This is a genomic window from Vibrio sp. B172a (genome assembly GCF_030248355.1).
Lineage (GTDB): Bacteria > Pseudomonadota > Gammaproteobacteria > Enterobacterales > Vibrionaceae > Vibrio > Vibrio owensii.
This window is the reverse complement of the sequence record NZ_JAHGAC010000016.1, coordinates 1-21,699: the sequence shown is the minus strand read 5'-3', so window position 1 is coordinate 21,699 and position 21,699 is coordinate 1. Positions and strand designations below refer to the sequence as shown.

The following is a 21,699-nucleotide window of genomic DNA, read 5'->3' as shown; positions in this document are numbered from 1 at the left end:
ATGAAAAACAAAAAGAGCCGCGATTGCGGCTCTTTTAGATTTGGAATCAATCAGACGTGATTACTTCTTCTTCGCGGTTTTCTTTTTCGCTACTTTCTTCTTGTCGTCTTTTTTCTTTTTCTTCTTAAACACTGGTTTTTTGTGTTTAGGGCGCATTTCTTTCACGAAACGCTCTTTGATGTCTTCTTTCACGTAACGTGCAACGCGATCCATCATTGGTTGGTCGTGCGCTTCTACGATTGAGATAGCATTACCTTTCTTACCTGCACGAGCCGTACGGCCGATACGGTGAAGGTACACGTCCGCCGTGCGTGGCATGTCGTAGTTGATTACGTGTGATACATCTGGAAGGTCGATACCACGTGCAGCTACGTCTGTCGCTAGTAGCACGTTTACAGTACCTTCACGGAAACGAGCAATGGCGTTGTTACGACGATCTTGAGGCATTTCACCTTGAATCCAAGAACATGGAATTTGTGCGCTTTCTAGTTGAGCACGAAGCTCTGCTAAACGCTCACGAGTCTTCAAGAACACGATAGTGCGTTCTGCTTGCTCTGTGATGATGTGTTTTAGCAGGGCAAGTTTATGCTCAGCGTCATCAGCACGGTGGTACCACTGTGCAATCTTCTTACGCTCACGCAGCGGTGATTTTGCGTCGATCTCTGCTGGTTCGTTCAGTAGGTCTGCTGTGAAACCTTCTACGCCTTTGCCTTCTAGTGTTGCAGAAAACAGAAGGGTTTGTTTACGCCAGCGACATTCGTTAGACAGACGGTCAACCGTTGGCGCAAAGCCCATGTCTAGCATGCGGTCTGCTTCATCAAGGATTAACCATTCAATCGCACGACAATCAAAACGCTCTGCGTCAATGTATTCGCGTAGACGACCTGGTGTTGCTACCACGATATCTTGTGTGGTTGCTAGGATGTCTGCGTGCTCTTGGTATTGAACGCCACCAGTGATGGTGAAGATGTTTAGCTTGGTGTTTTTCGCCAGAGCGCGAGCTTGATCCGCTACCTGCATCGCAAGTTCACGAGTTGGCGTTAGGATCAGAATACGTGCAGGCCCAGGTTTACGACGTGGGAAATCTTGCAGGTATTGCAGTGCTGGCAGGACGAACGCTGCCGTTTTACCAGTACCAGTTGGTGCTGACGCTAGAATGTCACGACCATCTAACGCTTGTGGAATCGCTTCTGCCTGAATTTTAGTTGGGCGTTCGTAGCCCATCTCTTCGATGGCTTCTAGTAGGTTTTGGTCTAGATCAAGTTCAGCAAAGGTTCTGATCACAATGAGTTCTCCACAAGCAAAGCTTGGTTAATGGTTCGCCACAGCAGCATAGAATATAAAAAGGTCGCACATTATAAAGTGATTGGTGACAAGGATCACATGTTATTTCACATCTTAAGATAAAACTCGCGAGTTAGCTGAGTAAAGTCGTCGCTATAACCCTCGCTTGAATGGATGATCAAATGCGTTTCCTGAGTATCACAAGCTTGTTTGGCTAATTCAAACAGTAAACGGTGCACGGGCTTTTTCTGTGATGGTTGCACGCGACAGATACGCGATAAGTGCCACCCTTGTTGTTGCGCCATAGCAATAAATTGTTCGCCCTCGGTAATTGGTAGAACGAAACTGGCGCTACCATCTTGTTCAAGTAACTCATAACAGCGTTTGAGTAATGCGGCGTGTTGCAAGGTATCAGTGTGTCTTGCCGTTGCTCGTTGGCTTTGTTTCGATTGCTCGCCACTGTTGAAGTAAGGCGGGTTGCAGATGATGTGTTCAAAGCGCTGTTTCGATTCAAACTGCAACACATCGGTGTGGCGAACGCAGAGTCTGTCTGACCACGGAGATTGGGCGAAGTTTTTCTGTGCTGCTTCGACCGCCGAGATTTCAATATCAAGGGCAGTGATCTGTGCGTTAGGAAACCGCTGAGCGCACATTAATGCCAACAACCCTGTGCCAGTACCAATATCCAAAATTTTACTCTGTGGTGGACAGTTTGCCCAAGCGCCGAGCATCACGCCATCGGTACTGACGGGCATGCCGCTCTCGCCACCGTGAATGGAAAATTGCTTGAACTTGAAGCCCTTAGTCTGGAATCTTTCGCTCTTCATGATTGTTTTATATTTACTCAATAATGGAGATAAATGCTCTATTGTTTCTTAATTGTATGGATTGTTATCTTGTTGGTTATTAAATTGTATTCTCAATTGATCGAGACAAAGAACTAGTCATAAAACTCAAGCTAGTGATTTCCACTGCTTTTAAGTTGGTGAACTAAATTAATATGGTGTTTTTTTCTTAAAGGTTGCCAAATGATGGTTACTTCGTCATTATGCGGCGGAAATTTATAGATTGAACCACAGGTACTCATTAACCTTGGGTATACAAAAAGTGGTCGATGCATACACAACATTCATCAATTCAGAAAAAGGGTTATCTGTGAAGCAGACGTTAAAACTAACAGATATTATCGCAGTAGGCTTTATGCTATTTGCGTTCTTTTTGGGTGCCGGCAACATCATTTTCCCACCACTAGCGGGTCAGCTAGCGGGTGATCATCTGATGCCAGCAATGTTCGGTTTCTTGCTAACAGCGGTAGGTCTACCTCTTATTACTATTGTTGCTATTGCTGTAGCGGGCGGCTCTTGGGATCACTTGACTCAAGATCTTCCTAAGAAAGCAGCGGTTCTGATGGCGGCGTTGATCTTCATCATCATCGGTCCTGCATTTGCTGCGCCTCGTACTGGCCTTGTGGCTTACGAGATGGCAGTGAAACCATTCTTCCTAGATGCTTCTCAAGCGCATCTGACGTCATTCTCAATCTTGTTCTTCGCGGTAGCAATGACTTTCGCTTGGTTCCAAGGTCGTTTGATTGACTTGATTGGTAAAGTGCTAACGCCTGTGCTTTTCCTTGGCCTTATTGTTCTAGCAATTGCGGTATTCGTTGACCCGCAAGGCGAGATGATGGGTGCACACGGCGAGTACCTAACTCAGCCGCTGACCAAAGGCTTCCTTGAAGGCTACAACACCATGGATACGTTCGCATCGTTGATGTTCGGTATGCTAATGGTAGACGCACTTCGTAGCAAAGGCATCACTGAGCGTGCAGCAACGACAAAATACCTAATCTGCGCAGGTTGTATTGCAGCAGCAGGTCTTGCGTTCGTTTACATCTCATTGTTCTACCTAGGTGCGACGAGTGCAACTATCGCAGCAGGTGCAGACAACGGTGGTGCAGTACTAAGCCAGTACGTTCAAGCGTTATTTGGCCCTTATGGCCAGATCGTACTTTCAATCATCGTATTGCTTGCATGTTTGACGACGGCTATCGGCCTTATCTCTGCATGTTCAGATTTCTTCAGCTCTAAGACGAAACTGACATACAAGCAGTGGGTTATCATCAACGGTGCTGCTTGTGCACTGATTGCAAACGTAGGTCTGTCTCAGCTAATTTCACTATCAGTTCCTGTACTGTTTGCGTTGTACCCAGTTGCAGTAGCCTTGGTTGCGCTAACATTCGTACGCAGCAAGCTACCAAACCCGCGTGTAGCGTACCGCTCTGTATTGCTAGTATCACTGCTGTTTGCATTGATTGATGCAGCGAAAGTAGCAGGTCTAGACGTTTCAGCATTTAACATGCTGCCACTGTTCGAAGTGGGCATGGGTTGGGTTCTACCAACGTTTGCAGCGATTGTTTGCATGTTCTTTGTTGCTAAATCTTCTCAACCTGAGTTGACAGAAGAAGCGGCATAATTGCTGACTCGCAAGATTAAAAAAGCCCGGTGAAGCGATTCACCGGGCTTTTTGTTTGTCGGTCGTTCAGTAAGTTGATACCGACTTATAGCGTGTCGTGAAACTCAACCAACACTTGCTCACACCATTTCTCGATGCGTTCGTCACTCAGTTCGTATTGGGAATCTTCATCCAGCGCTAAGCCGACAAATTGGCTGCCATCTTCAGTCAGTGCTTTCGATGCTTCGAACTCATAACCTTCATTTGGCCAGTAACCGATAAATTGCGCGCCTGTTGCTTTTAGCTCGTCATGCAGTAGACCCATCGCATCAAGGTACCATTCGCCGTAGCCTTCTTGGTCACCCAAGCCAAACAGGGCAACCACTTTGCCTTTTAGTGGCGTAGTTGCAATGTTTTCCCAAATGGCACTCCAGTCCTCTTGGATTTCACCGAAGTCCCAAGTCGAGATACCAATCAGCAGTAAATCGTAGTCTGCCATCAGTGACAGCGGTGTCTCTTTCACGTTGTGAATGTCGACAAGGTCTTCACCAATGATATTGCGAATTTTCTCTGCTGCCATTTCTGTGTAGCAGGTTGTTGAGCCGTAAAAGAGTCCGATTTTCATTATATTCGTCGTTTTTTGTGTTGCTGTTGTGGCAGATTCTAACCATAAAACGGGGAAGATTGCAGCGAATATCCCGAGGGAGATGATTTTTTTATGGTATTGGTTGGGCACTTGCCTTACTCTCAATACTGTAAATATAAACAGATAAGGAAGCGTTCATGACGGCACAACAGCCTGTCAATCAACAAGATTTTGGTCTTGTTGAGCAATTCTTAGATGCGATGTGGATGGAGCGTGGTCTATCGGAGAACACGTTGGCTTCCTACCGAAATGATTTAATGAAACTGCTCACGTGGATGGAGCAACACAGCTACCGACTTGATTTCATCAGCCTGTCTGGCTTGCAAGAGTACCAAAGCTACCTAGTTGATTTAGATTATAAGCAGACATCCCGCGCGCGCATGCTGTCGGCGATTCGCCGTTTGTTCCAATACATTCACCGTGAAAAAGTACGCGTAGATGATCCGAGTGCATTGCTAGTAAGCCCAAAGTTGCCACAGCGCCTACCTAAAGACATCAGTGAAGAACAAGTGGACGCACTGCTTGATGCGCCAGACCCAAACGATCCGGTCGAACTGCGTGATAAAGCCATGTTAGAGCTGCTTTATGCTACGGGTTTGCGTGTGACAGAGTTGGTCAGTCTGACAATGGAAAACGTCAGTTTACGCCAAGGGGTAGTGCGCGTGACCGGTAAAGGTGGTAAAGAACGCCTGGTTCCTATGGGAGAAAACGCGGTCGACTGGATTGAAACTTTTATCCAGCAAGGTCGGTCTGCTCTATTGGGAGAGACTACGTCGGACGTGGTATTCCCAAGCAAACGTGCAAGACAAATGACCCGCCAAACCTTTTGGCACCGTATTAAGTACTACGCTGTGATTGCGGGTATTGATACTGACCAATTGTCACCGCACGTATTGCGCCATGCTTTTGCAACGCACTTATTGAACTATGGCGCAGATCTCAGGGTCGTACAGATGCTGTTGGGGCATAGTGACTTATCGACCACGCAAATTTATACTCACGTGGCGACTGAGCGATTGAAACAGATCCACAGTCAACACCACCCAAGAGCATAATGATGGTTTGGTTCATCCATTATCTCATTGGATGAAAGGATTTTATTTTAAGGTGAATTTAATGAGCGTATTACGCCGACTAACTCTGCTGACTTTACCGTTTTTCGTTGCCGCTTGTGGTGCTGAAGAAAGTCAGGCAAAAACGGAAACTCCTGCACAACAAGTCGCGCCAGCGGCAAAACAGAACTTTGATGAAGCAGCGCTAAAAGCGAAGTTTTCTAAGTTGGGTGTGTCTATTCTTGATATCCAACCATCAGACGTTGCTGGTCTTTTAGAAATTCAAACCAATGGTGGTGTGCTGTTCGCATCAAACGATGGTAACCACTTTATTGCCGGTACACTTTACGCTATCGATGATAACGGCGGTTACAAAGACGTAATTGCTGAACGTCAAGCACCTTTGAATGCAGCAAAAATCGCGAAGTTCTCTGACAGCGTGATCGAATACAAAGCGGACAACGAGAAATACGTTGTGACGGTATTCACTGACATCACTTGTGGCTACTGTGTGCGCCTACACAGCCAAATGCAAGGTTACAATGACTTAGGCATTACGGTTCGCTACATGGCTTACCCTCGCCAAGGTGCAACAGGTCCAGTTGCTGAACAGATGGCGACAATTTGGTGTGCAGAAGATCCGAAATCAGCAATGCACAACGCAAAAGTAGATCGCACGTTTGATAATCCAGCGAAAGATCTTAAGCAGTGTAAAGAGACAATCCAAGCGCATTACAACCTAGGTCGTGAGCTTGGTATTTCTGGTACACCAGCGATCTTCCTACCAAACGGTGAGCTAGTAGGTGGTTACCTTCCACCGGCAGATCTGCTAAAACGTTTAGAGCAACAATAATCCTTTAAGGAGCAGAGCCAGTGATATTCGCTGGCTCTTTTCAAACATGATAGAAATTCAACGACGTCCCGAACCGGATCTTTCTCTTCTTCCCGATTCTATTCCTGCCATTCTTAAGCGTATTTACATCAACCGTGGCATTACGGATGTAGCACAGCTAGAGACCTCTGCGCGTGGCTTGCACTCTTACCAACAACTTGGCGGTATTGATAAAGCGGTCGAGCTCTTATTCCAAGCGATTGATAAGAAAAAACGCATTATTGTTGTAGGCGACTTTGACGCTGATGGCGCAACCAGCTCGGCTCTGTCTGTTCTCGCATTGCGTATGCTTGGCAGTAATAATGTCGATTACCTAGTGCCAAACCGCTTTGAAGATGGCTACGGCCTCAGTCCGGAAGTAGTAGATCAAGCATTAGAGCTTGGTGCTGAGATGATCATGACGGTGGACAACGGTGTATCGTCAATTGAAGGTGTCCGCTACGCCAAAGAAAACGGCATTACTGTACTGGTGACTGACCACCACTTACCGGGGCAAGTGCTACCGGATGTGGATGCCATGGTGAACCCGAACCTCGACAGTTGTGCTTTCCCATCGAAAGCGTTGGCAGGGGTTGGCGTTGCTTTCTATCTGATGATGGCGCTGTGTGTGTATATGCGCAAACAGAATTGGTTCGCGCAGCAAGGCATGCAAGAGCCTAAATTGATGGAACTGATTGACCTTGTTGCACTTGGTACGGTCGCCGACGTTGTTCCACTCGATGAGAATAACCGTATCCTTGTACACCAAGGCTTGCAGCGGATTCGTGCGGGCAAAGCGCGTCCGGGGATTCAAGCGTTGATCGAAGTGGCGAAGCGCGATGCTCGTCGTTTAGTTGCATCAGATTTTGGTTTTGCCTTAGGCCCACGTATTAACGCCGCAGGTCGCCTTGATGACATGTCATTCGGTGTTGAACTGCTGATGTGTAACAACATCCATGCTGCTCGTCGCATGGCGAGTGAGTTAGACGGTTTGAACCAAACTCGCAAAGAGATTGAGGAAGGCATGAAGCAAGAAGCGATGGCTTTTTGTGAGCGTCTTCAGTTTGGTGAAAATAGTGAACTGCCTTACGGCTTAGCTTTATTCCAACGCGATTGGCACCAAGGTGTGATTGGGATTCTCGCTTCACGCATCAAAGAGAAGTTCCACCGTCCTGTTATTGCTTTTGCTGATGGTGGAGAAGGGACGATCAAAGGTTCTTGTCGTTCGATTCCTGGCTTACACATGCGTGACGCGTTGGACTTTATCGATACGCAAAACCCAGGTTTGATCATCAAATTTGGTGGTCACGCAATGGCGGCAGGTTTAACCATCAAAGAGCAAGACTTTGAGCGTTTCAGTCGTTTGTTTGATGACGTCGTGAAGAAAGAGTTGGATGAAGCGGCGCTAAAAGGCGTGATCATGTCCGATGGTGAGCTTAAGCCTGAAGAATTTTCAATGCACGTTGCGGAGCAATTGCGCTCTGGTGGTCCTTTTGGTCAAGCGTTCCCAGAACCCATCTTTGATGGCGAATTTAAAGTGCTGCATCAAAAGCTCGTGGGTGAGAAGCACCTTAAGCTGATGCTAGAACCGCTTTACAAAGGTCATCCAACCAATGTGATGATTGATGGGATTGCGTTTAACGTTGATTTGCGTCGTTGGCCGGATGCATCGGTGAAAACAGTACGTCTCGCGTATAAGTTGGATGTGAATGAATTCCGTGGTAATCAATCATTACAGCTAATGATTGATTACATCGAAGCCAAGTAATACCGAGAAAATCACTTCTTATAGAGTACGGTCGCCTTTAAGTGGGGCAAAAATTTCATGACCGTGCTCTCTCTAATTGCAATCTGATTTCCCAGCCGAAATTTTCCTGTATCTCCGTCACATTTTTGAGTAGAATTTCTCGGTTAAATTCTATTCTAAAATGTTGAGCCAACATGTTTGAAATCAATCCAATTAAAAACCGTCTGCAGGACGTGTCTGAGCGCACGAATGTCCTGAGGGGGTATCTTTGACTATGACGCTAAGAAAGAGCGTCTAGAAGAAGTCAACGCAGAACTTGAACAGCCGGATGTATGGAACGAGCCAGAACGTGCACAAGCACTGGGCAAAGAGCGTGCATCACTAGAAGCGGTTGTTGAAACTATCGTTCAACTAGAACAAGGTGTAGAAGACGTTGATGGTCTTCTAGAGCTTGCGGTTGAAGAAGAAGATCAAGAAACGTTTGACGAAATCGAACCAGAACTTGCTGAGTTGGAACAGAAGCTAGAACAGCTTGAATTCCGTCGTATGTTCTCTGGCGACCACGACAGCTCTGATTGCTACATTGACTTGCAAGCAGGCTCTGGTGGTACCGAGGCACAAGACTGGACCAACATGATGCTACGTATGTACCTGCGTTGGGCTGAAGCAAAAGGCTTCAAGGCAGAGGTTATCGAAGTATCTGAAGGTGAAGTTGCCGGCCTTAAAGGCGCGACAGTTAAGATTTCTGGTGAGTACGCTTACGGTTGGCTACGTACAGAAACAGGCGTTCACCGTCTAGTACGTAAATCGCCATTCGATTCAGGCGGCCGTCGTCACACGTCATTTGCTTCTGCGTTTATCTACCCAGAGATTGATGAAAACATCGCTATCGACATTAACCCTTCTGACCTACGTATCGACGTTTACCGTGCGTCAGGTGCTGGTGGTCAGCACGTTAACACCACTGAATCTGCGGTACGTATTACGCACGTTCCAACGAACACAGTAGTGCAATGTCAGAACGACCGTTCTCAACATAAGAACAAAGATCAGGCAATGAAACAGCTTCGAGCGAAGCTATTTGAGCTTGAATTGCAAAAGCAAAACGCGGAAAAACAAGCTAATGAAGATGCTAAGTCTGACATTGGCTGGGGTAGCCAGATCCGTTCTTACGTATTGGATGACTCACGCATTAAAGACCTCCGTACGGGCGTTGAAAACCGCAATACTCAAGCGGTTCTTGATGGCGATCTGGACAAATTTATTGAAGCTAGCCTGAAATCAGGTCTATAAAGCTTTTCACCGACAAAAAACAGGATACATCGAAAATGACTGATGCTGTTCAAAACGAAACTGTACAAGAAGCCTCTGCACAAGAAGAGAACAAGCTAATTGCTGAACGCCGCGCTAAACTGGATGCAATCCGAAAGAGCTGCAAAGCGAACGGCCATCCAAACGACTTCCGTCGTGACGCACTAGCGGGCGACCTTCAGAAAGAGTTCGGTGAAAAGACGAAGGAAGAGCTAGAAGAGCTTAACCACGTAGTAGCAATCGCTGGCCGTATCATGGCTAAACGTGGTCCATTCTTGGTAATCCAAGAAACTTCTGGCCGTATCCAAGCTTACGCTGACAAAGCGGTACAAAAAGTACTGAAAGACCAATACCAAGGCCTAGATATCGGTGACATCATCGGTGTGAAAGGTGCACTTCACAAGTCTGGTAAAGGTGACCTATACGTGAACATGGAAGAGTACGAGTTGCTAACTAAAGCACTACGTCCACTTCCAGAGAAATTCCACGGTCTAACTGACCAAGAGATGCGTTACCGTCAACGTTACGTTGACCTAATCGTTAACGAAGATTCTCGTCAAGCGTTCGTAGTACGTTCTAAAGTAATGTCTGCAATCCGTAACTTCATGATCTCTAAACAGTTCATGGAAGTTGAAACGCCAATGATGCACGTTATCCCTGGTGGTGCGAGTGCGCGTCCATTTATCACGCACCACAACGCACTAGACATGCCTATGTACCTGCGTATCGCGCCAGAGCTTTACCTGAAGCGTCTAGTTGTTGGTGGTTTCGATCGCGTATTCGAAATCAACCGTAACTTCCGTAACGAAGGTCTTTCTCCACGTCACAACCCAGAATTCACAATGATGGAATTCTACATGGCGTACGCAGACTACAAAGATCTGATGGACCTAACTGAAGAACTACTAAGCTCTGTTGCTCTAGAAGTTCTAGGTTCAACGTCAATGCCTTACGGTGAAGACACGGTTGAGTTTGGTGGCACTTACACTCGTATGAGCATGTTCGAAGCTATCAAGCACTACAACCCAGACCACGCGCAAATCCAAGCGCTAACAGAAGAAGACATTCAAAACCGTGACCTAATGGTTTCTATCGCGAAATCTGTTCACGTTGAAGTAGAACCTTTCTGGACATGTGGTCAGCTTCTTGAAGAGATCTTTGGTGAAACAGCTGAACCTAAGCTAATGCAGCCAACGTTCATCACTGGCTACCCAGCAGATATCTCTCCACTGGCTCGTCGTAGCGATGACAACCCATTCTTCACAGACCGCTTTGAATTCTTCATCGGTGGCCGTGAAGTAGCAAACGGCTTCTCAGAGCTTAACGATGCAGAAGACCAAGATGCACGCTTTAAAGCACAGGTTGAAGCGAAAGAGTCTGGTGACGATGAAGCAATGTTCTACGATGCAGACTACATCACTGCTCTAGAGCACGGCCTACCGCCAACAGCAGGTCAAGGTATCGGTATCGACCGCCTAGTTATGCTACTGACTAACACGCACACTATCCGTGACGTGATCCTATTCCCAGCGATGCGCCCACAAGCGTAATCTCCTCGCTGAGTAATGAAAAAACCACCTGCGGGTGGTTTTTTTGTATCTTTAATTTGAACTAATTCAACTATTTGCATTTAAGTTTGGATAGGAAAGGTAAATAAGCATTCGCCAAATCTCAATCTGTTGCATAGTCTTAATATTGAGACAGACTTCATCAGTCGTAGTCTCGATAATGTTACCCGTTCGCAAAGATGGGTTTGTGGAGCGAAATTTCTATCAACAATCAATAAGGGTTAGAGAATGGCTGGGCAGTTTAAGATGGATTCCATTCCGGGATCGCTAGTCGTAGTTGGCGGTACTTATGAACCTTGGTTATCAGTACTAGAACAAGTGGGATGGAAGTGTCACCAAGTGGGTGACTTACGTAAAGCCAACACATTGTTAGAAGATATTGGACCATGCATCGGTATAGTTGACCTCAGCCATGATGAGTTCAGCCTTAATGGTTTAGCTAATTTAGTGAGTTCTCATAAACACGTGCGTTGGTTAGCGTTCATCCGAGAATCTCAACTCGGAACTGATACCATCTGTCAGTTCATCGTGAACTTCTGTATCGACTTCTTTACTGCGCCAATCCCAGATGCGCAGCTACTCAGCACCATTGGCCACCAATTGGGCATGCTGAAATTGGAGAAGAAAGTATGGCCGAGCTTTGGTAACAGCCTAGATATGGGGCTGATTGGCGAATCTATCCCAATGAAACGCCTGCGTGACCAAGTAAAGCGTATCGGTCCAACGGATGTGAGTATCCTTATCTATGGCGAGAGTGGCACAGGAAAAGAAGCTGTCGCTCGCGCAATTCACAAAGTGTCGTCACGTTCGCATAAGCCATTCTTGTCGATCAATTGTCGTGCGCTTAATGAACAACGTTTCCAAGCGGAAGTGTTTGGTATTCAAGCCGATGAGGACATGGGCCAAAGCCTGCTTGAGCAAGCGGATGGCGGTACGGTTCTTTTCAATGACATCCTAACCATTTCAAAAGAACAGCAGATGAACCTGCTACGTTTCTTGCAAGAAGGCACAATTGAAACTCGTGATGGTGCGAAGAACGTTAATGTTCGTGTTCTTGCTGCTAACTCTTCAGACGTTGAAAAGGCGCTGATTGATGGTGACTTTAACGAAGAGCTTTACCATTACATCAATGTGCTGCGCATTAACGTACCGAGCCTAAAAGAAAGAGCAAGCGACATCGGTATGCTGGCACGTTTCTATCTTCAAGAGTTTTCAAAAGAGTACAACTCGCAAGCTAAGAGCTTTTCTGAAGACGCTTTGAAATCGCTGACTCGTTACTTCTGGCCAGGCAACGTACGAGAGTTGATGAACCAAGTGAAACGTGCGGTTTTGATGTCTGATAGCGTACTGATTGAAGAGCATCATTTAGATCTTCCTCAACGAAATGACTCGAAACGTAGCTTGAAGTCTATTCGTGAAAAGAGCGAACGAGATGCGTTGCTGGTGGTATTAGAGTCGCACTCTGGTCAGGTCTCTAACGCAGCAAAAGAGCTGGGTGTATCACGTGCAACCATGTATCGACTGCTGAATAAACACAATTTGATTTCAGATCAAACGGTTTAATCGATAACAAGCTTAAGAGAAAGGGAGTGCTGATGCGCTCCTTTTTTGTACTCAACGACCTGATATTTATAAAACTCGATATTTTATATATTCCTTAGTTGAATATGTTATTCAAAAAACTATATGCAACCTAATTTTAGCCTATTGGTTTGTTTTTAATCGAAAGGATAAAAATTGTTTGATAAATATCCTCTGTTGCTTACAATTTAGCCGTAACTCAAAGAGTTATACCACATCAATCACGGATTAATTTTTAGCTAGGAGGCGCAAGATGAAACATTACGTTGTTAACACTACTGCTTGCGCTGATCGTATGTCTGATGCTCGCTCAACCTTTGATGCGACCAAACCAGATTTTACTGGCTCATTAGATTAAATTAATCCGTAACCTTTCTATTTTACTAGGCTGCGGAAAAGTAGCGGCTTAGTCTCAACAGAATCTCTCTGTTTAATTACCCCACTATTTTTCCCAGTCGATTATCTATCGCTATTTGGAGAAAAATCATGCGTCACTCTATCTATCTAAAATTGGCCACGGTGCTTTTGAAAGCCGATCTGAAACGTGAAGAAAAGCAATGGCAACGTATGGTTCGTCGCAGTTCTCATGATATTCCATGGACTAACGAGCACTTACTAAAAGACATTGGCCTGGATAAAGATGGCCGTTCAACACAAGCTAGCGTACCTGACGCGGTAAAAGTTGAACGTCGAGTTCGTCACCTTCGTCGTGTGTTAACTTCGCGAATACTGACGTAATCGAAAGCCCAAGTTGAAACTCCCACACACATTCGATTCAATTTGGGCTAAGAAAAAAGGCTGACCCTCATGGTCAGCCTTTTTCGTTATTACGTTTGGTATTGTTTGCCCGGCGCCCACTATGGGCAGGGGTTCGAGTAAGTCGTACCAATCGCTTGGATGTCATTAAGCAATTCTTCACTTAGATGAACATGGATGCTGTCGATATTGGACTTCAGTTGTTCTAGGTTAGTCGCACCAATGATGTTAGAGCCAACAAATGGACGCTGATTCACGAAGGCAAGCGCCATTTGCGAAGGGTCTAAACCGTGGTCACGAGCTAGGTTGACGTATGCTTCTGTCGCTTTAACGCCTTGTGGTGTGAAGTAGCGAGCAAAGCGTTCCCAAATCGTGCAACGCGCACCTTCTGGTTTTGCTCCGTTGAGGTATTTACCACTTAAGCAGCCAAATGCCAGCGGTGAGTATGCGAGTAGCTGAACGCCTTCGTAATGGCTAATTTCAGATAAGCCGACTTCGAAGCTGCGGTTTAATAAGTTATATGGGTTCTGAATGGAGACGATTCTCGGTAAATCATGTTTTTCTGCCAAACGTAGCAGTGACATCACGCCCCATGGCGTTTCGTTTGAAACACCGATGTAACGCACTTTACCTGCGTTGACTAACTCTGTGAGAGCTTCAAGGGTCTCGATCAGCGTGACCTCTTCTTGCTTATCTGGGTAAGGGTAGTTGAGCTGGCCAAAGCAGTTGGTCTGACGCTGTGGCCAATGCAATTGGTATAGATCGACATAATCGGTTTGCAGGCGTTTTAAGCTATCGTCGATCGCAGTGTGAATATGGCGACGGTTAAGGCTCATGTTTTCACGAATGTATGGGACGTTGCGCGGACCAGCGACTTTCGTTGCTAAAACCACTTTCTCGCGTTTACCGTTTTTCGCTAACCAATTGCCAATGTACTGCTCGGTGAGTCCTTGTGTTTCTGCTTTCGGTGGTACGGGATACATCTCGGCAGTATCGATGAAGTTCACCCCATGATCGAGGGCAAAGTCGAGCTGTTGAAAAGCTTCTTGTTCGGTATTTTGCTCACCAAACGTCATTGTGCCAAGGCAGATCTTACTGATCTCGAGTGATGAGTGCGGTAGTTTTGTATATTGCATTTCACATCCTTGAAGAGTTACCGACTGAATAAGTCATTCCAATATAGGGGATTTTTAGTTGCTGTCGCAAATGATTTAAGTTTCGCTTTGTAGTTAACTCGAAACTTATCAATACGGTAACTAGACTTAAAGGATATTGTGAAGGAGGTGCATTATGCAGAAGCATCAACTCGACATGTGGTTGCATGGCCACCACAAAGACTCCTATAAAACTCCGAAGGTCTTTGTGATAGGTTGTTCTGATGTCTCTGACTATCTGTTAGCAGTGGAGTACAAACACCAACTAGAGCCAATCAAAGACGGCGAAGATCCGATTCATTTTGGATCGTTAGATTTGGTGAAAGAAGAGCTGCTGAGGTTGGGGGTTGATAAAGCGTATTTGAGACTGCACAACGCATACGATGAGTTCGGTAGCGAGGGTACAGCCTCTTACTGCGATATTGAATTGTCACTCGTAACGCATTGATCACTCTGATTGAGCGTTGATGTAGTGCTTCAATAGTATCTGTTCGGTGAATTGTGTCCTGAGGTAGAAACCGCGGGGCAGGGTTTTTATCGGCTTGCCATTTGAACTGTAAGCTTCCGTCAGTGCTTTTGCGTTCGCGGCTTTAGGGCGCAGATGAAGCGCTTCGCCGTGTCTGGCGGAAATTTGATCAAACTTACCCAAAACGATCAATTCCATCAATTCTTCCCAGTCGTTTTTCAGAATTAACTCTTCTTCTTGATCCGGTGACCAAATCAGAGGGCTACCGACGCGGCGCTCAGCCAATGGAATCTCACGTTCTCCTTCAACTGGAACCCAAAGTACACGAGATAGCTTGTTACGCACGTGACTGGTTTCCCATGTTAAGCCTTGCACACCAGTCAGTGGTGCAACAGAGACAAAGGTTGTTTCTAATGGTTTGCCAGAATAACTGATCGGAATGCTCTTTAGCTCGATCCCAAGCTTAGCGAAATCTTGTTGCGGTTTACTGCCAGCTGGTGCACCTAAGTGCCATTCCAGTAATTGCCCAACCCAGCCTTTATCGCGTTTCAAGTTATCAGGAACAGTCATGCCTGCCTCTTCGGCAAGCTCTGTAAAGCTTAAGCCCGCAATGTCGTGCGCGCGTTCCATCAGTTCTGCTTCGGATTGTGGTTCTGGTTTCATAATGACAAGGTGGTGTTGGAAAACATCTAGTCTAACAAATTTGAATAAAATCCTCTGTCGAAGATTTCATCGAGCTGGATTAAGAATGATCAATCCATAACTTATCCACAGATTAGGAAGTGACCAATAGGATCTCTAGCTGAGCTGGATGAATAAACAGGGGTTTGGGACGTGATTGAGACTTGATTTTATTAAGATATCATGAAGTCTTACCTGTCCAATGTGGATAAATAACCGATTGTGCGATCTTTGACCGATCTGTATTTGGTGAAAAGATCATCAGGAAAAATAAGATCAATAAATCATCAATTTTACATTTAAATCTTTATTAATCATATTCTTATGTATTTTTATTTGAGTCTTTATAAATGTTGTCAATAATGGTTTTGAACAAAATTCTTTGTTGATAGCGTTTTCTTCACAAAGTTATTCACAGAAAAGGTGAATAAATGTGGGCTATGTCTCAGTCTTGTGTTGATAAAATAATATTTGTTCAAAAGATATCCAAAACTGACCGAAAGGTAATAAATCTTGCTCATATCACATCAGTAAGTTTGCTAGTAATGGGGATATGTGGAAAAATCACGGTAATAAAAAATTATTCATAGAGGTTAGCCAGTGATAGATGGCGATGGTTACCGACTCAATGTTGGTATTGTGATATGTAATAACCATGGTCAGGTCTTCTGGGCTAAACGATACGGGCAACACTCATGGCAATTTCCACAAGGTGGGATTGACGAAGGTGAAACACCTGAACAAGCCATGTTCAGGGAGTTATATGAAGAAGTCGGTCTGACGAAAAAAGACGTTAAGATCATCGCAACAAGTCGTCATTGGTTAAGATATAAGCTACCAAAGCGATTGGTGCGTTGGGACTCCAAGCCTGTTTGTATCGGCCAAAAACAGAAATGGTTTCTGCTGCGATTGGAATGCGACGAATCCCGCATCAATATGCAGCGTGGGAAATCCCCTGAATTTGATGGTTGGCGCTGGGTAAGTTACTGGTATCCAGTTAGGCAAGTTGTTTCTTTCAAGCGAGATGTTTACCGTCGCGCAATGAAAGAGTTTGCATCTTTAGCCATGCCTTTTCGAGAGCGTAAGACGAAAGGGAAAAGAAAAAAGCAACGTAGATAGAGGATCAACATGCTCAGTCAGCTAAGGGAAATAGTTGAGAAAGTCTCCAGAGTCGATGACGTCCATCTGGCGCTCGACATATTAGTAAAAGAGACTTGCGCAGCCCTATGCACTGAATGTTGCACTATCTATCTTGCTAACGACGAAATGCAGCGCCTTGAGTTAATGGCAACTCAAGGCCTGATTTTTGAAGGCGATAGCATCCATATCAACTTCAATGAAGGCTTAGTCGGTTTGGTAAAGCGCAGTGCTGAGCCATTAAACCTTGCTGAGGCTTCTACTCACCCTGATTTTAAATTTTTCCCTCAGTTGGGTGAGCAGGTGTACCACTCCTTCCTTGGTACGCCGATCATTCACCGTAAACAAGTGCTTGGCGTTTTGGTTATCCAGCAGAAAACTCCACGTTTGTTTAGTGAGATGGAAGAGTCTTTCCTTGTGACCTTATCTGCGCAGCTTGCTGTGTTGATTGCGCATGCCCAAAACTTAGGTCACTGGCAGCTTGCCTCTAAACCCACTGTCATCAAAGGGCTTCCAGCTTCGACTGGCGTCGCAATCGGCGAGTTTTGGTTTGATGATACGCAGCCAAACCTAAACGACGTATTTCCAACATCGACATTAGATAAAGAACGTGAACATGAATTGCTTGCGGTTGCCGTCGAGCGAGCGTTGGGTGATTTTCGCCGCATGCGGAAGAAGTTCGATAGTGAAATAAACAAAGACGCGTTAGCGATCTTCGATCTCTTCACTCACTTGCTAAACGATCCTATGTTGCGTGGTGATCTTAAGAAGCAGATCGAGAAAGGTGATCGTGCGGATTGGGCACTGCGTCAGGTTGTCGAAACCTATTCCAACCGTTTTGCTCGAATGTCTGATGTTTACCTGCGTGAACGTGCGCAAGACATTCGTGAACTCGGGCAACGTCTGTTGTACTTCTTGCACAACAGTGAACAAGAACATGCTTCCATTGACCGTCCGGTTATCTTGGTTGCTAATGAGCTCACCGCCACATTACTTGCTTCGATTCCAAAGCAGCACCTACTCGCTGTTGTCTCACTTGAAGGTGCGGCAAACTCTCACGCCGCAATTCTGTCTCGTGCGTTAGGTGTTCCTGCAATCATGGGCGCGAACATCAACACCAGCGTTGTCAATGGCAAGAAAGGGATTGTAGATGGCTACACTGGTGAGATTTATCTTGAGCCAAACAGGCAACTTCTGCGCGAGTATCGCAGCTTAGTTAGTGAAGAGTCCGAATTGTTCGCCATGGTGAACAAAGATTTGGCCCTGCCAGCGATCACTCAAGATGATTACCACATTGAAGTCATGCTCAATGCGGGCTTGAGTGCGGATAGCAATATCGCCATCAACTCTGGTGTGGATGGTGTGGGTTTGTACCGAACTGAAATCGCTTTTTTACTTCAACATCACTTTCCATCAGAAGATGAGCAGTATCATCAGTATCAAGCCATCCTCAATAGCTACGCGAATCAGCGCGTGGTTATGCGTACTTTGGATATTGGCGGCGATAAGCCATTGCCTTACCTGCCAATTGATGAAGACAACCCATTCTTAGGCTGGCGTGGTATTCGCTTTACGTTGGATCATCCGGACATCTTTTTGATCCAATTGCGTGCGATGCTTAGGGCGAGTGCTGAAAGTGGCAATCTGAGTATTCTGTTGCCGATGGTGTCTGGTATTAAAGAACTCGATGATGCGATTACGCTTATCAATCAAGCCTACAGTGAAGTTGTACTGTTGGATGAACGTATTCAAGCACCAAAAGTTGGGGTAATGATCGAAGTGCCTTCAATGGTGTACTTGCTACCCGCTATTGCGCACCGTGTGGACTTCGTTTCTGTCGGTACCAACGACTTAACGCAATATTTGTTGGCTGTCGATCGGAACAATTCACGTGTTGCGGATGTCTATGAATCCATGCATCCTGCGGTGTTGTTGGCGTTAAAACAAATTCATGATGTTTGCCACCAGTATCAAGTACCTGTGTGTATTTGTGGTGAGCTAGCAGGTGACCCATTTGGTGCGCTCTTATTGTTGGGCTTAGGTTACAACAGTTTAAGTATGAACACCTCAAACGTGGCTAAGGTGAAATATTTGATTCGCCATAGCCGGAAGAAAGAATTAGAAAAACTCGTCGAAAAAGCCATGTCATGCTCTTACGGGCAAGAAATCCATCAAATGATGCATGATTTCTTTATTCAACAAGGTTTTGCCGGCTTTATTCGTGCAGGTAAGAAGTAGGTAATTGTGACCATCTCTTTATTCATATTATTGCTCGCGCTGGGCGCTTTTGTAGGCGTGATGGCTGGGCTTCTTGGTATCGGAGGCGGGCTAATTGTTGTACCTGCACTACTTTATCTTCTTCCTCTTGCTGGTATCTCTCCAGAGATGAGCATGCACATGGCGTTAGCAACGTCATTAGCGAGCATCATCGTCACTTCTGGCTCATCGGCGCTTAATCACCTCAAGCTTGGTAACGTCGATATGTTCGTTGTCAAATGGCTGATGCCTGGCGTGGTGATTGGCGGTTTTGTTGGTGCCAATATTGCCGAGTGGATCCCAACTCATTACTTGCCGAAAGTGTTCGGTGTGATTGTGTTGTGTTTGGCAATACAGATGTTTCGCTCCATCAAGACGAAAAGTGAGAAGCCAATGCCGAGTAGTCCGGTCACTGTAATGTACGGAACAGGCATTGGTGTGGTTTCAAGTCTTGCTGGTATTGGCGGTGGTTCGCTGTCGGTGCCTTTCTTAAACAAGCATGGTATTGAAATGCGTAAAGCGGTTGGCTCCTCTTCGGTGTGCGGCTGCGTGATTGCCATTTCAGGCATGATTGGATTCATCTTACATGGCTACAAGGTAGAAGGCTTACCTGACTACAGTGTGGGTTATGTTTACCTGCCAGCTTTAGCGGCGATTGCTATGACGTCGATGCTCACGACGAAAGTCGGCGCGAAGATGGCAACCAACCTTCCAACAGCGGTCTTGAAGAAGATTTTTGCTGTGTTCTTGATGTTTGTTGCAGCGACCATGCTGCTGTAAAGTCCACCTGTTTTATTAGTAATAAGAAGAGAATGATTTATGTCTCAGGGATACTTTGAATTTCCCAATATTGATCCGGTTTTAGTCTCTATTGGTCCTGTTTCTGTTCGTTGGTACGGTTTGATGTACCTAGTCGGCTTCATGTTCGCACTATGGTTGGCAAATCGTCGTGCAGATAAGCCGGGTAGTGGTTGGACGCGTGAGCAAGTTTCTGACTTGTTGTTTGCGGGTTTCCTTGGGGTAGTGATTGGTGGCCGTGTTGGCTATGTGATTTTCTACAACTTTGATTTGTTCTTAGCAGACCCGTTATACCTATTCAAAGTCTGGACTGGTGGTATGTCGTTCCACGGCGGTCTGTTAGGTGTAATCACTGCTATGTTCTGGTATGCACATAAGAATGGTCGCACTTTCTTTGGTGTAGCAGACTTCGTGGCGCCACTGGTTCCATTTGGCCTTGGCATGGGCCGTATGGGTAACTTCATGAATAGCGAGCTATGGGGACGCGTAACAGACGTACCATGGGCGATCATCTTCCCGAATGGCGGTCCATTGCCTCGTCACCCATCTCAGCTTTATGAGATGTTCCTAGAGGGCATTGTGCTGTTCTTCATTCTGAACTGGTTCATCAAAAAGCCTCGTCCTTTAGGTGCGGTATCAGGGCTATTTTTAGCTGGATATGGTACATTCCGTTTCCTAGTTGAGTTTGTCCGCGAACCGGATGCACAGCTTGGTCTATTTGGTGGTTACATTTCGATGGGACAAATCCTATCCTCACCGATGATCATTCTGGGTGTTCTAATGATGGTTTGGGCGTACAAACGTGGTCTTTACCAAGACAAAGTCCAAGCAGAAACGAAGTAAGGAATTGGTGTGAAACAGTATTTAGATTTGTGTCAGCGTATCGTTGACCAAGGCACTTGGGTTGAAAACGAACGCACAGGCAAACGCTGCCTAACGGTGATCAACGCAGACTTGACCTACGATGTTGCTAACAACCAATTCCCATTAGTAACGACACGTAAGAGCTTTTGGAAAGCGGCAGTTGCTGAGCTACTTGGTTATATCCGTGGCTACGACAACGCTGAAGATTTCCGTAAGCTAGGTACGAAAACATGGGATGCGAATGCAAACTTAAATGAAGCATGGTTGAACAACCCATTCCGTAAGGGTGAAGACGACATGGGACGCGTATACGGCGTTCAAGGTCGTTCATGGGCGAAGCCAGATGGCGGTCAAATCGACCAGCTGCGTAAGATTGTGGATGATTTGACTCGCGGTGTTGATGACCGTGGTGAAATTCTAAACTTCTACAACCCTGGCGAATTCCACATGGGCTGTTTGCGTCCATGTATGTACAGCCACCACTTCTCACTGTTAGGTGACACGCTGTACCTAAACAGCACACAGCGCTCTTGTGACGTTCCGTTGGGGTTGAACTTCAATATGGTTCAAGTGTATGTGTTCTTGGCAATCATGGCGCAAATCACGGGTAAGAAACCTGGTCAGGCGTACCACAAGATTGTTAACGCACATATCTACGAAGATCAGCTTGCACCAATGCGTGACATCCAGTTGAAGCGTGAGCCATTAAAAGCTGCAACTTTCCACATCAACCCAGAAATCAAATCGTTAGAAGATTTGGAAACATGGGTAACCCTAGATGACTTCTGGGTGGAAGGTTACGAGCACCACGACCCAATTCAGTACCCGTTCTCAGTTTAACGAGTATATTGAGTTTCTAAGCCGCCTTTATGGGCGGCTTTTTTACGCCCGAAGGGCAGGGATAGGAGGGAACGGGCTTCGCCCTGTGGAACGCTGCGCTTTGAGATGTGAGATACGAGATTCGAGAGTGCTTCGCTCTAGGAGTCGAGAGGTGAATGCTGAAGGGTTCATGAAAGCCGTTTGGCTCCGAAAGGTGTTGACGGGACTTGTCCCCAGAAAAACAAAATAAGCTCGCTTCT

At 45.9% G+C, this 21,699-nt stretch carries 19 protein-coding genes; 14 read left to right on the top strand and 5 right to left on the bottom strand.

Annotated elements, in window-relative coordinates:
• Positions 1–60: 60 nt before the first annotated feature.
• Both srmB and KIT90_RS16410 read right to left on the bottom strand, forming a co-directional pair.
• Positions 61–1,284: an ATP-dependent RNA helicase SrmB gene (gene srmB / locus KIT90_RS16415; protein ID WP_005434916.1), complete on the bottom strand. Its 1,224-nt coding sequence runs from the start codon at positions 1,282–1,284 to the stop codon at positions 61–63.
• Between the two features lie 107 nt (positions 1,285–1,391).
• The gene (locus KIT90_RS16410; RefSeq protein ID WP_285377586.1) at positions 1,392–2,111 is read right to left on the bottom strand and encodes a tRNA1(Val) (adenine(37)-N6)-methyltransferase; all 720 of its coding nucleotides are present in this window, start codon (positions 2,109–2,111) and stop codon (positions 1,392–1,394) included.
• 328 nt (positions 2,112–2,439) lie between these two features.
• Between KIT90_RS16410 and brnQ the strand changes: the two genes are divergently transcribed.
• Positions 2,440–3,753, top strand: coding sequence for a branched-chain amino acid transport system II carrier protein (brnQ, locus tag KIT90_RS16405; RefSeq protein ID WP_009707702.1), 1,314 nt, complete (start codon positions 2,440–2,442; stop codon positions 3,751–3,753).
• A gap of 85 nt (positions 3,754–3,838) precedes the next feature.
• Here brnQ and fldB read toward each other — a convergent pair whose 3' ends face one another.
• On the bottom strand, positions 3,839–4,357 hold the full coding sequence (fldB, locus tag KIT90_RS16400; protein ID WP_033004989.1) for a flavodoxin FldB: 519 nt from the start codon (positions 4,355–4,357) through the stop codon (positions 3,839–3,841).
• A gap of 158 nt (positions 4,358–4,515) precedes the next feature.
• On the opposite strand from fldB, the gene xerD reads away from it, so the two are divergent.
• From xerD to KIT90_RS16365, 7 genes are all read left to right on the top strand, one after another.
• Entirely contained in the window at positions 4,516–5,433 is a 918-nt protein-coding gene (xerD, locus tag KIT90_RS16395) for a site-specific tyrosine recombinase XerD (RefSeq protein WP_285377583.1), read from the top strand.
• 61 nt (positions 5,434–5,494) lie between these two features.
• Positions 5,495–6,283: a bifunctional protein-disulfide isomerase/oxidoreductase DsbC gene (dsbC, locus tag KIT90_RS16390; protein WP_009707701.1), complete on the top strand. Its 789-nt coding sequence runs from the start codon at positions 5,495–5,497 to the stop codon at positions 6,281–6,283.
• Between the two features lie 46 nt (positions 6,284–6,329).
• Positions 6,330–8,069: a single-stranded-DNA-specific exonuclease RecJ gene (recJ, locus tag KIT90_RS16385; RefSeq protein ID WP_285377581.1), complete on the top strand. Its 1,740-nt coding sequence runs from the start codon at positions 6,330–6,332 to the stop codon at positions 8,067–8,069.
• Between the two features lie 173 nt (positions 8,070–8,242).
• Positions 8,243–9,341, top strand: a protein-coding gene (prfB, locus tag KIT90_RS16380) for a peptide chain release factor 2 (RefSeq protein WP_096030938.1) whose coding sequence is annotated in 2 segments (ribosomal slippage) — positions 8,243–8,317 and positions 8,319–9,341 — 1,098 coding nt in all. Because the reading frame shifts where the segments join, the coding sequence is not laid out codon by codon here.
• A 35-nt stretch (positions 9,342–9,376) separates the two neighbouring features.
• The gene (gene lysS / locus KIT90_RS16375) at positions 9,377–10,909 is read left to right on the top strand and encodes a lysine--tRNA ligase (RefSeq protein ID WP_005434906.1); all 1,533 of its coding nucleotides are present in this window, start codon (positions 9,377–9,379) and stop codon (positions 10,907–10,909) included.
• 246 nt (positions 10,910–11,155) lie between these two features.
• Positions 11,156–12,490 carry a cyclic-di-GMP-binding transcriptional regulator VpsR gene (gene vpsR / locus KIT90_RS16370; RefSeq protein WP_005434905.1) on the top strand — a complete coding sequence of 445 codons (1,335 nt, stop codon included), beginning with the start codon at positions 11,156–11,158 and terminating at the stop codon, positions 12,488–12,490.
• Between the two features lie 504 nt (positions 12,491–12,994).
• Complete coding sequence (locus KIT90_RS16365; RefSeq protein WP_005434903.1) at positions 12,995–13,246, top strand: hypothetical protein; 252 nt, start codon at positions 12,995–12,997, stop codon at positions 13,244–13,246.
• 119 nt (positions 13,247–13,365) lie between these two features.
• Here the strand turns inward: KIT90_RS16365 and KIT90_RS16360 are convergent, their stop codons facing one another.
• Positions 13,366–14,400 carry an NADP(H)-dependent aldo-keto reductase gene (locus KIT90_RS16360; RefSeq protein WP_285377579.1) on the bottom strand — a complete coding sequence of 345 codons (1,035 nt, stop codon included), beginning with the start codon at positions 14,398–14,400 and terminating at the stop codon, positions 13,366–13,368.
• A 154-nt stretch (positions 14,401–14,554) separates the two neighbouring features.
• Here KIT90_RS16360 and KIT90_RS16355 point away from each other — a divergent pair, with 154 nt between their 5' ends.
• Positions 14,555–14,866 carry a DUF6482 family protein gene (locus tag KIT90_RS16355; protein ID WP_285377577.1) on the top strand — a complete coding sequence of 104 codons (312 nt, stop codon included), beginning with the start codon at positions 14,555–14,557 and terminating at the stop codon, positions 14,864–14,866.
• Here the strand turns inward: KIT90_RS16355 and mutH are convergent, their stop codons facing one another.
• The gene (gene mutH, locus KIT90_RS16350; RefSeq protein WP_045482319.1) at positions 14,867–15,547 is read right to left on the bottom strand and encodes a DNA mismatch repair endonuclease MutH; all 681 of its coding nucleotides are present in this window, start codon (positions 15,545–15,547) and stop codon (positions 14,867–14,869) included.
• Between the two features lie 618 nt (positions 15,548–16,165).
• On the opposite strand from mutH, the gene rppH reads away from it, so the two are divergent.
• Genes rppH through KIT90_RS16325 form a run of 5 tightly spaced genes read left to right on the top strand, consistent with a single transcriptional unit; the run spans position 16,166 to position 21,460 of the window.
• The gene (rppH, locus tag KIT90_RS16345; RefSeq protein ID WP_005434895.1) at positions 16,166–16,684 is read left to right on the top strand and encodes an RNA pyrophosphohydrolase; all 519 of its coding nucleotides are present in this window, start codon (positions 16,166–16,168) and stop codon (positions 16,682–16,684) included.
• Between the two features lie 9 nt (positions 16,685–16,693).
• Positions 16,694–18,940 (top strand): phosphoenolpyruvate--protein phosphotransferase, encoded by a 2,247-nt coding sequence (gene ptsP / locus KIT90_RS16340; RefSeq protein ID WP_285377574.1) that lies wholly within the window; start codon positions 16,694–16,696, stop codon positions 18,938–18,940.
• Between the two features lie 6 nt (positions 18,941–18,946).
• Positions 18,947–19,738 (top strand): sulfite exporter TauE/SafE family protein, encoded by a 792-nt coding sequence (locus KIT90_RS16335; RefSeq protein WP_005434891.1) that lies wholly within the window; start codon positions 18,947–18,949, stop codon positions 19,736–19,738.
• Positions 19,739–19,777: 39 nt separating this feature from the next.
• Positions 19,778–20,599, top strand: a complete 822-nt coding sequence (lgt, locus tag KIT90_RS16330) for a prolipoprotein diacylglyceryl transferase (protein WP_005434890.1) — start codon at positions 19,778–19,780, stop codon at positions 20,597–20,599.
• 9 nt (positions 20,600–20,608) lie between these two features.
• Positions 20,609–21,460, top strand: a complete 852-nt coding sequence (locus KIT90_RS16325; protein WP_285377571.1) for a thymidylate synthase — start codon at positions 20,609–20,611, stop codon at positions 21,458–21,460.
• The last annotated feature ends 239 nt before the right edge of the window (positions 21,461–21,699 follow it).

Coding starts and splice junctions, on each gene's coding strand:
- KIT90_RS16410 (WP_285377586.1), bottom strand. CDS start 2,111: ATGAAGAGCGAAAGATTCCAGACTAAGGGCTTCAAGTTCAAGCAATTT.
- fldB (WP_033004989.1), bottom strand. CDS start 4,357: ATGAAAATCGGACTCTTTTACGGCTCAACAACCTGCTACACAGAAATG.
- xerD (WP_285377583.1), top strand. CDS start 4,516: ATGACGGCACAACAGCCTGTCAATCAACAAGATTTTGGTCTTGTTGAG.
- dsbC (WP_009707701.1), top strand. CDS start 5,495: ATGAGCGTATTACGCCGACTAACTCTGCTGACTTTACCGTTTTTCGTT.
- recJ (WP_285377581.1), top strand. CDS start 6,330: ATGATAGAAATTCAACGACGTCCCGAACCGGATCTTTCTCTTCTTCCC.
- lysS (WP_005434906.1), top strand. CDS start 9,377: ATGACTGATGCTGTTCAAAACGAAACTGTACAAGAAGCCTCTGCACAA.
- vpsR (WP_005434905.1), top strand. CDS start 11,156: ATGGCTGGGCAGTTTAAGATGGATTCCATTCCGGGATCGCTAGTCGTA.
- KIT90_RS16365 (WP_005434903.1), top strand. CDS start 12,995: ATGCGTCACTCTATCTATCTAAAATTGGCCACGGTGCTTTTGAAAGCC.
- KIT90_RS16360 (WP_285377579.1), bottom strand. CDS start 14,400: ATGCAATATACAAAACTACCGCACTCATCACTCGAGATCAGTAAGATC.
- KIT90_RS16355 (WP_285377577.1), top strand. CDS start 14,555: ATGCAGAAGCATCAACTCGACATGTGGTTGCATGGCCACCACAAAGAC.
- mutH (WP_045482319.1), bottom strand. CDS start 15,547: ATGAAACCAGAACCACAATCCGAAGCAGAACTGATGGAACGCGCGCAC.
- ptsP (WP_285377574.1), top strand. CDS start 16,694: ATGCTCAGTCAGCTAAGGGAAATAGTTGAGAAAGTCTCCAGAGTCGAT.
- lgt (WP_005434890.1), top strand. CDS start 19,778: ATGTCTCAGGGATACTTTGAATTTCCCAATATTGATCCGGTTTTAGTC.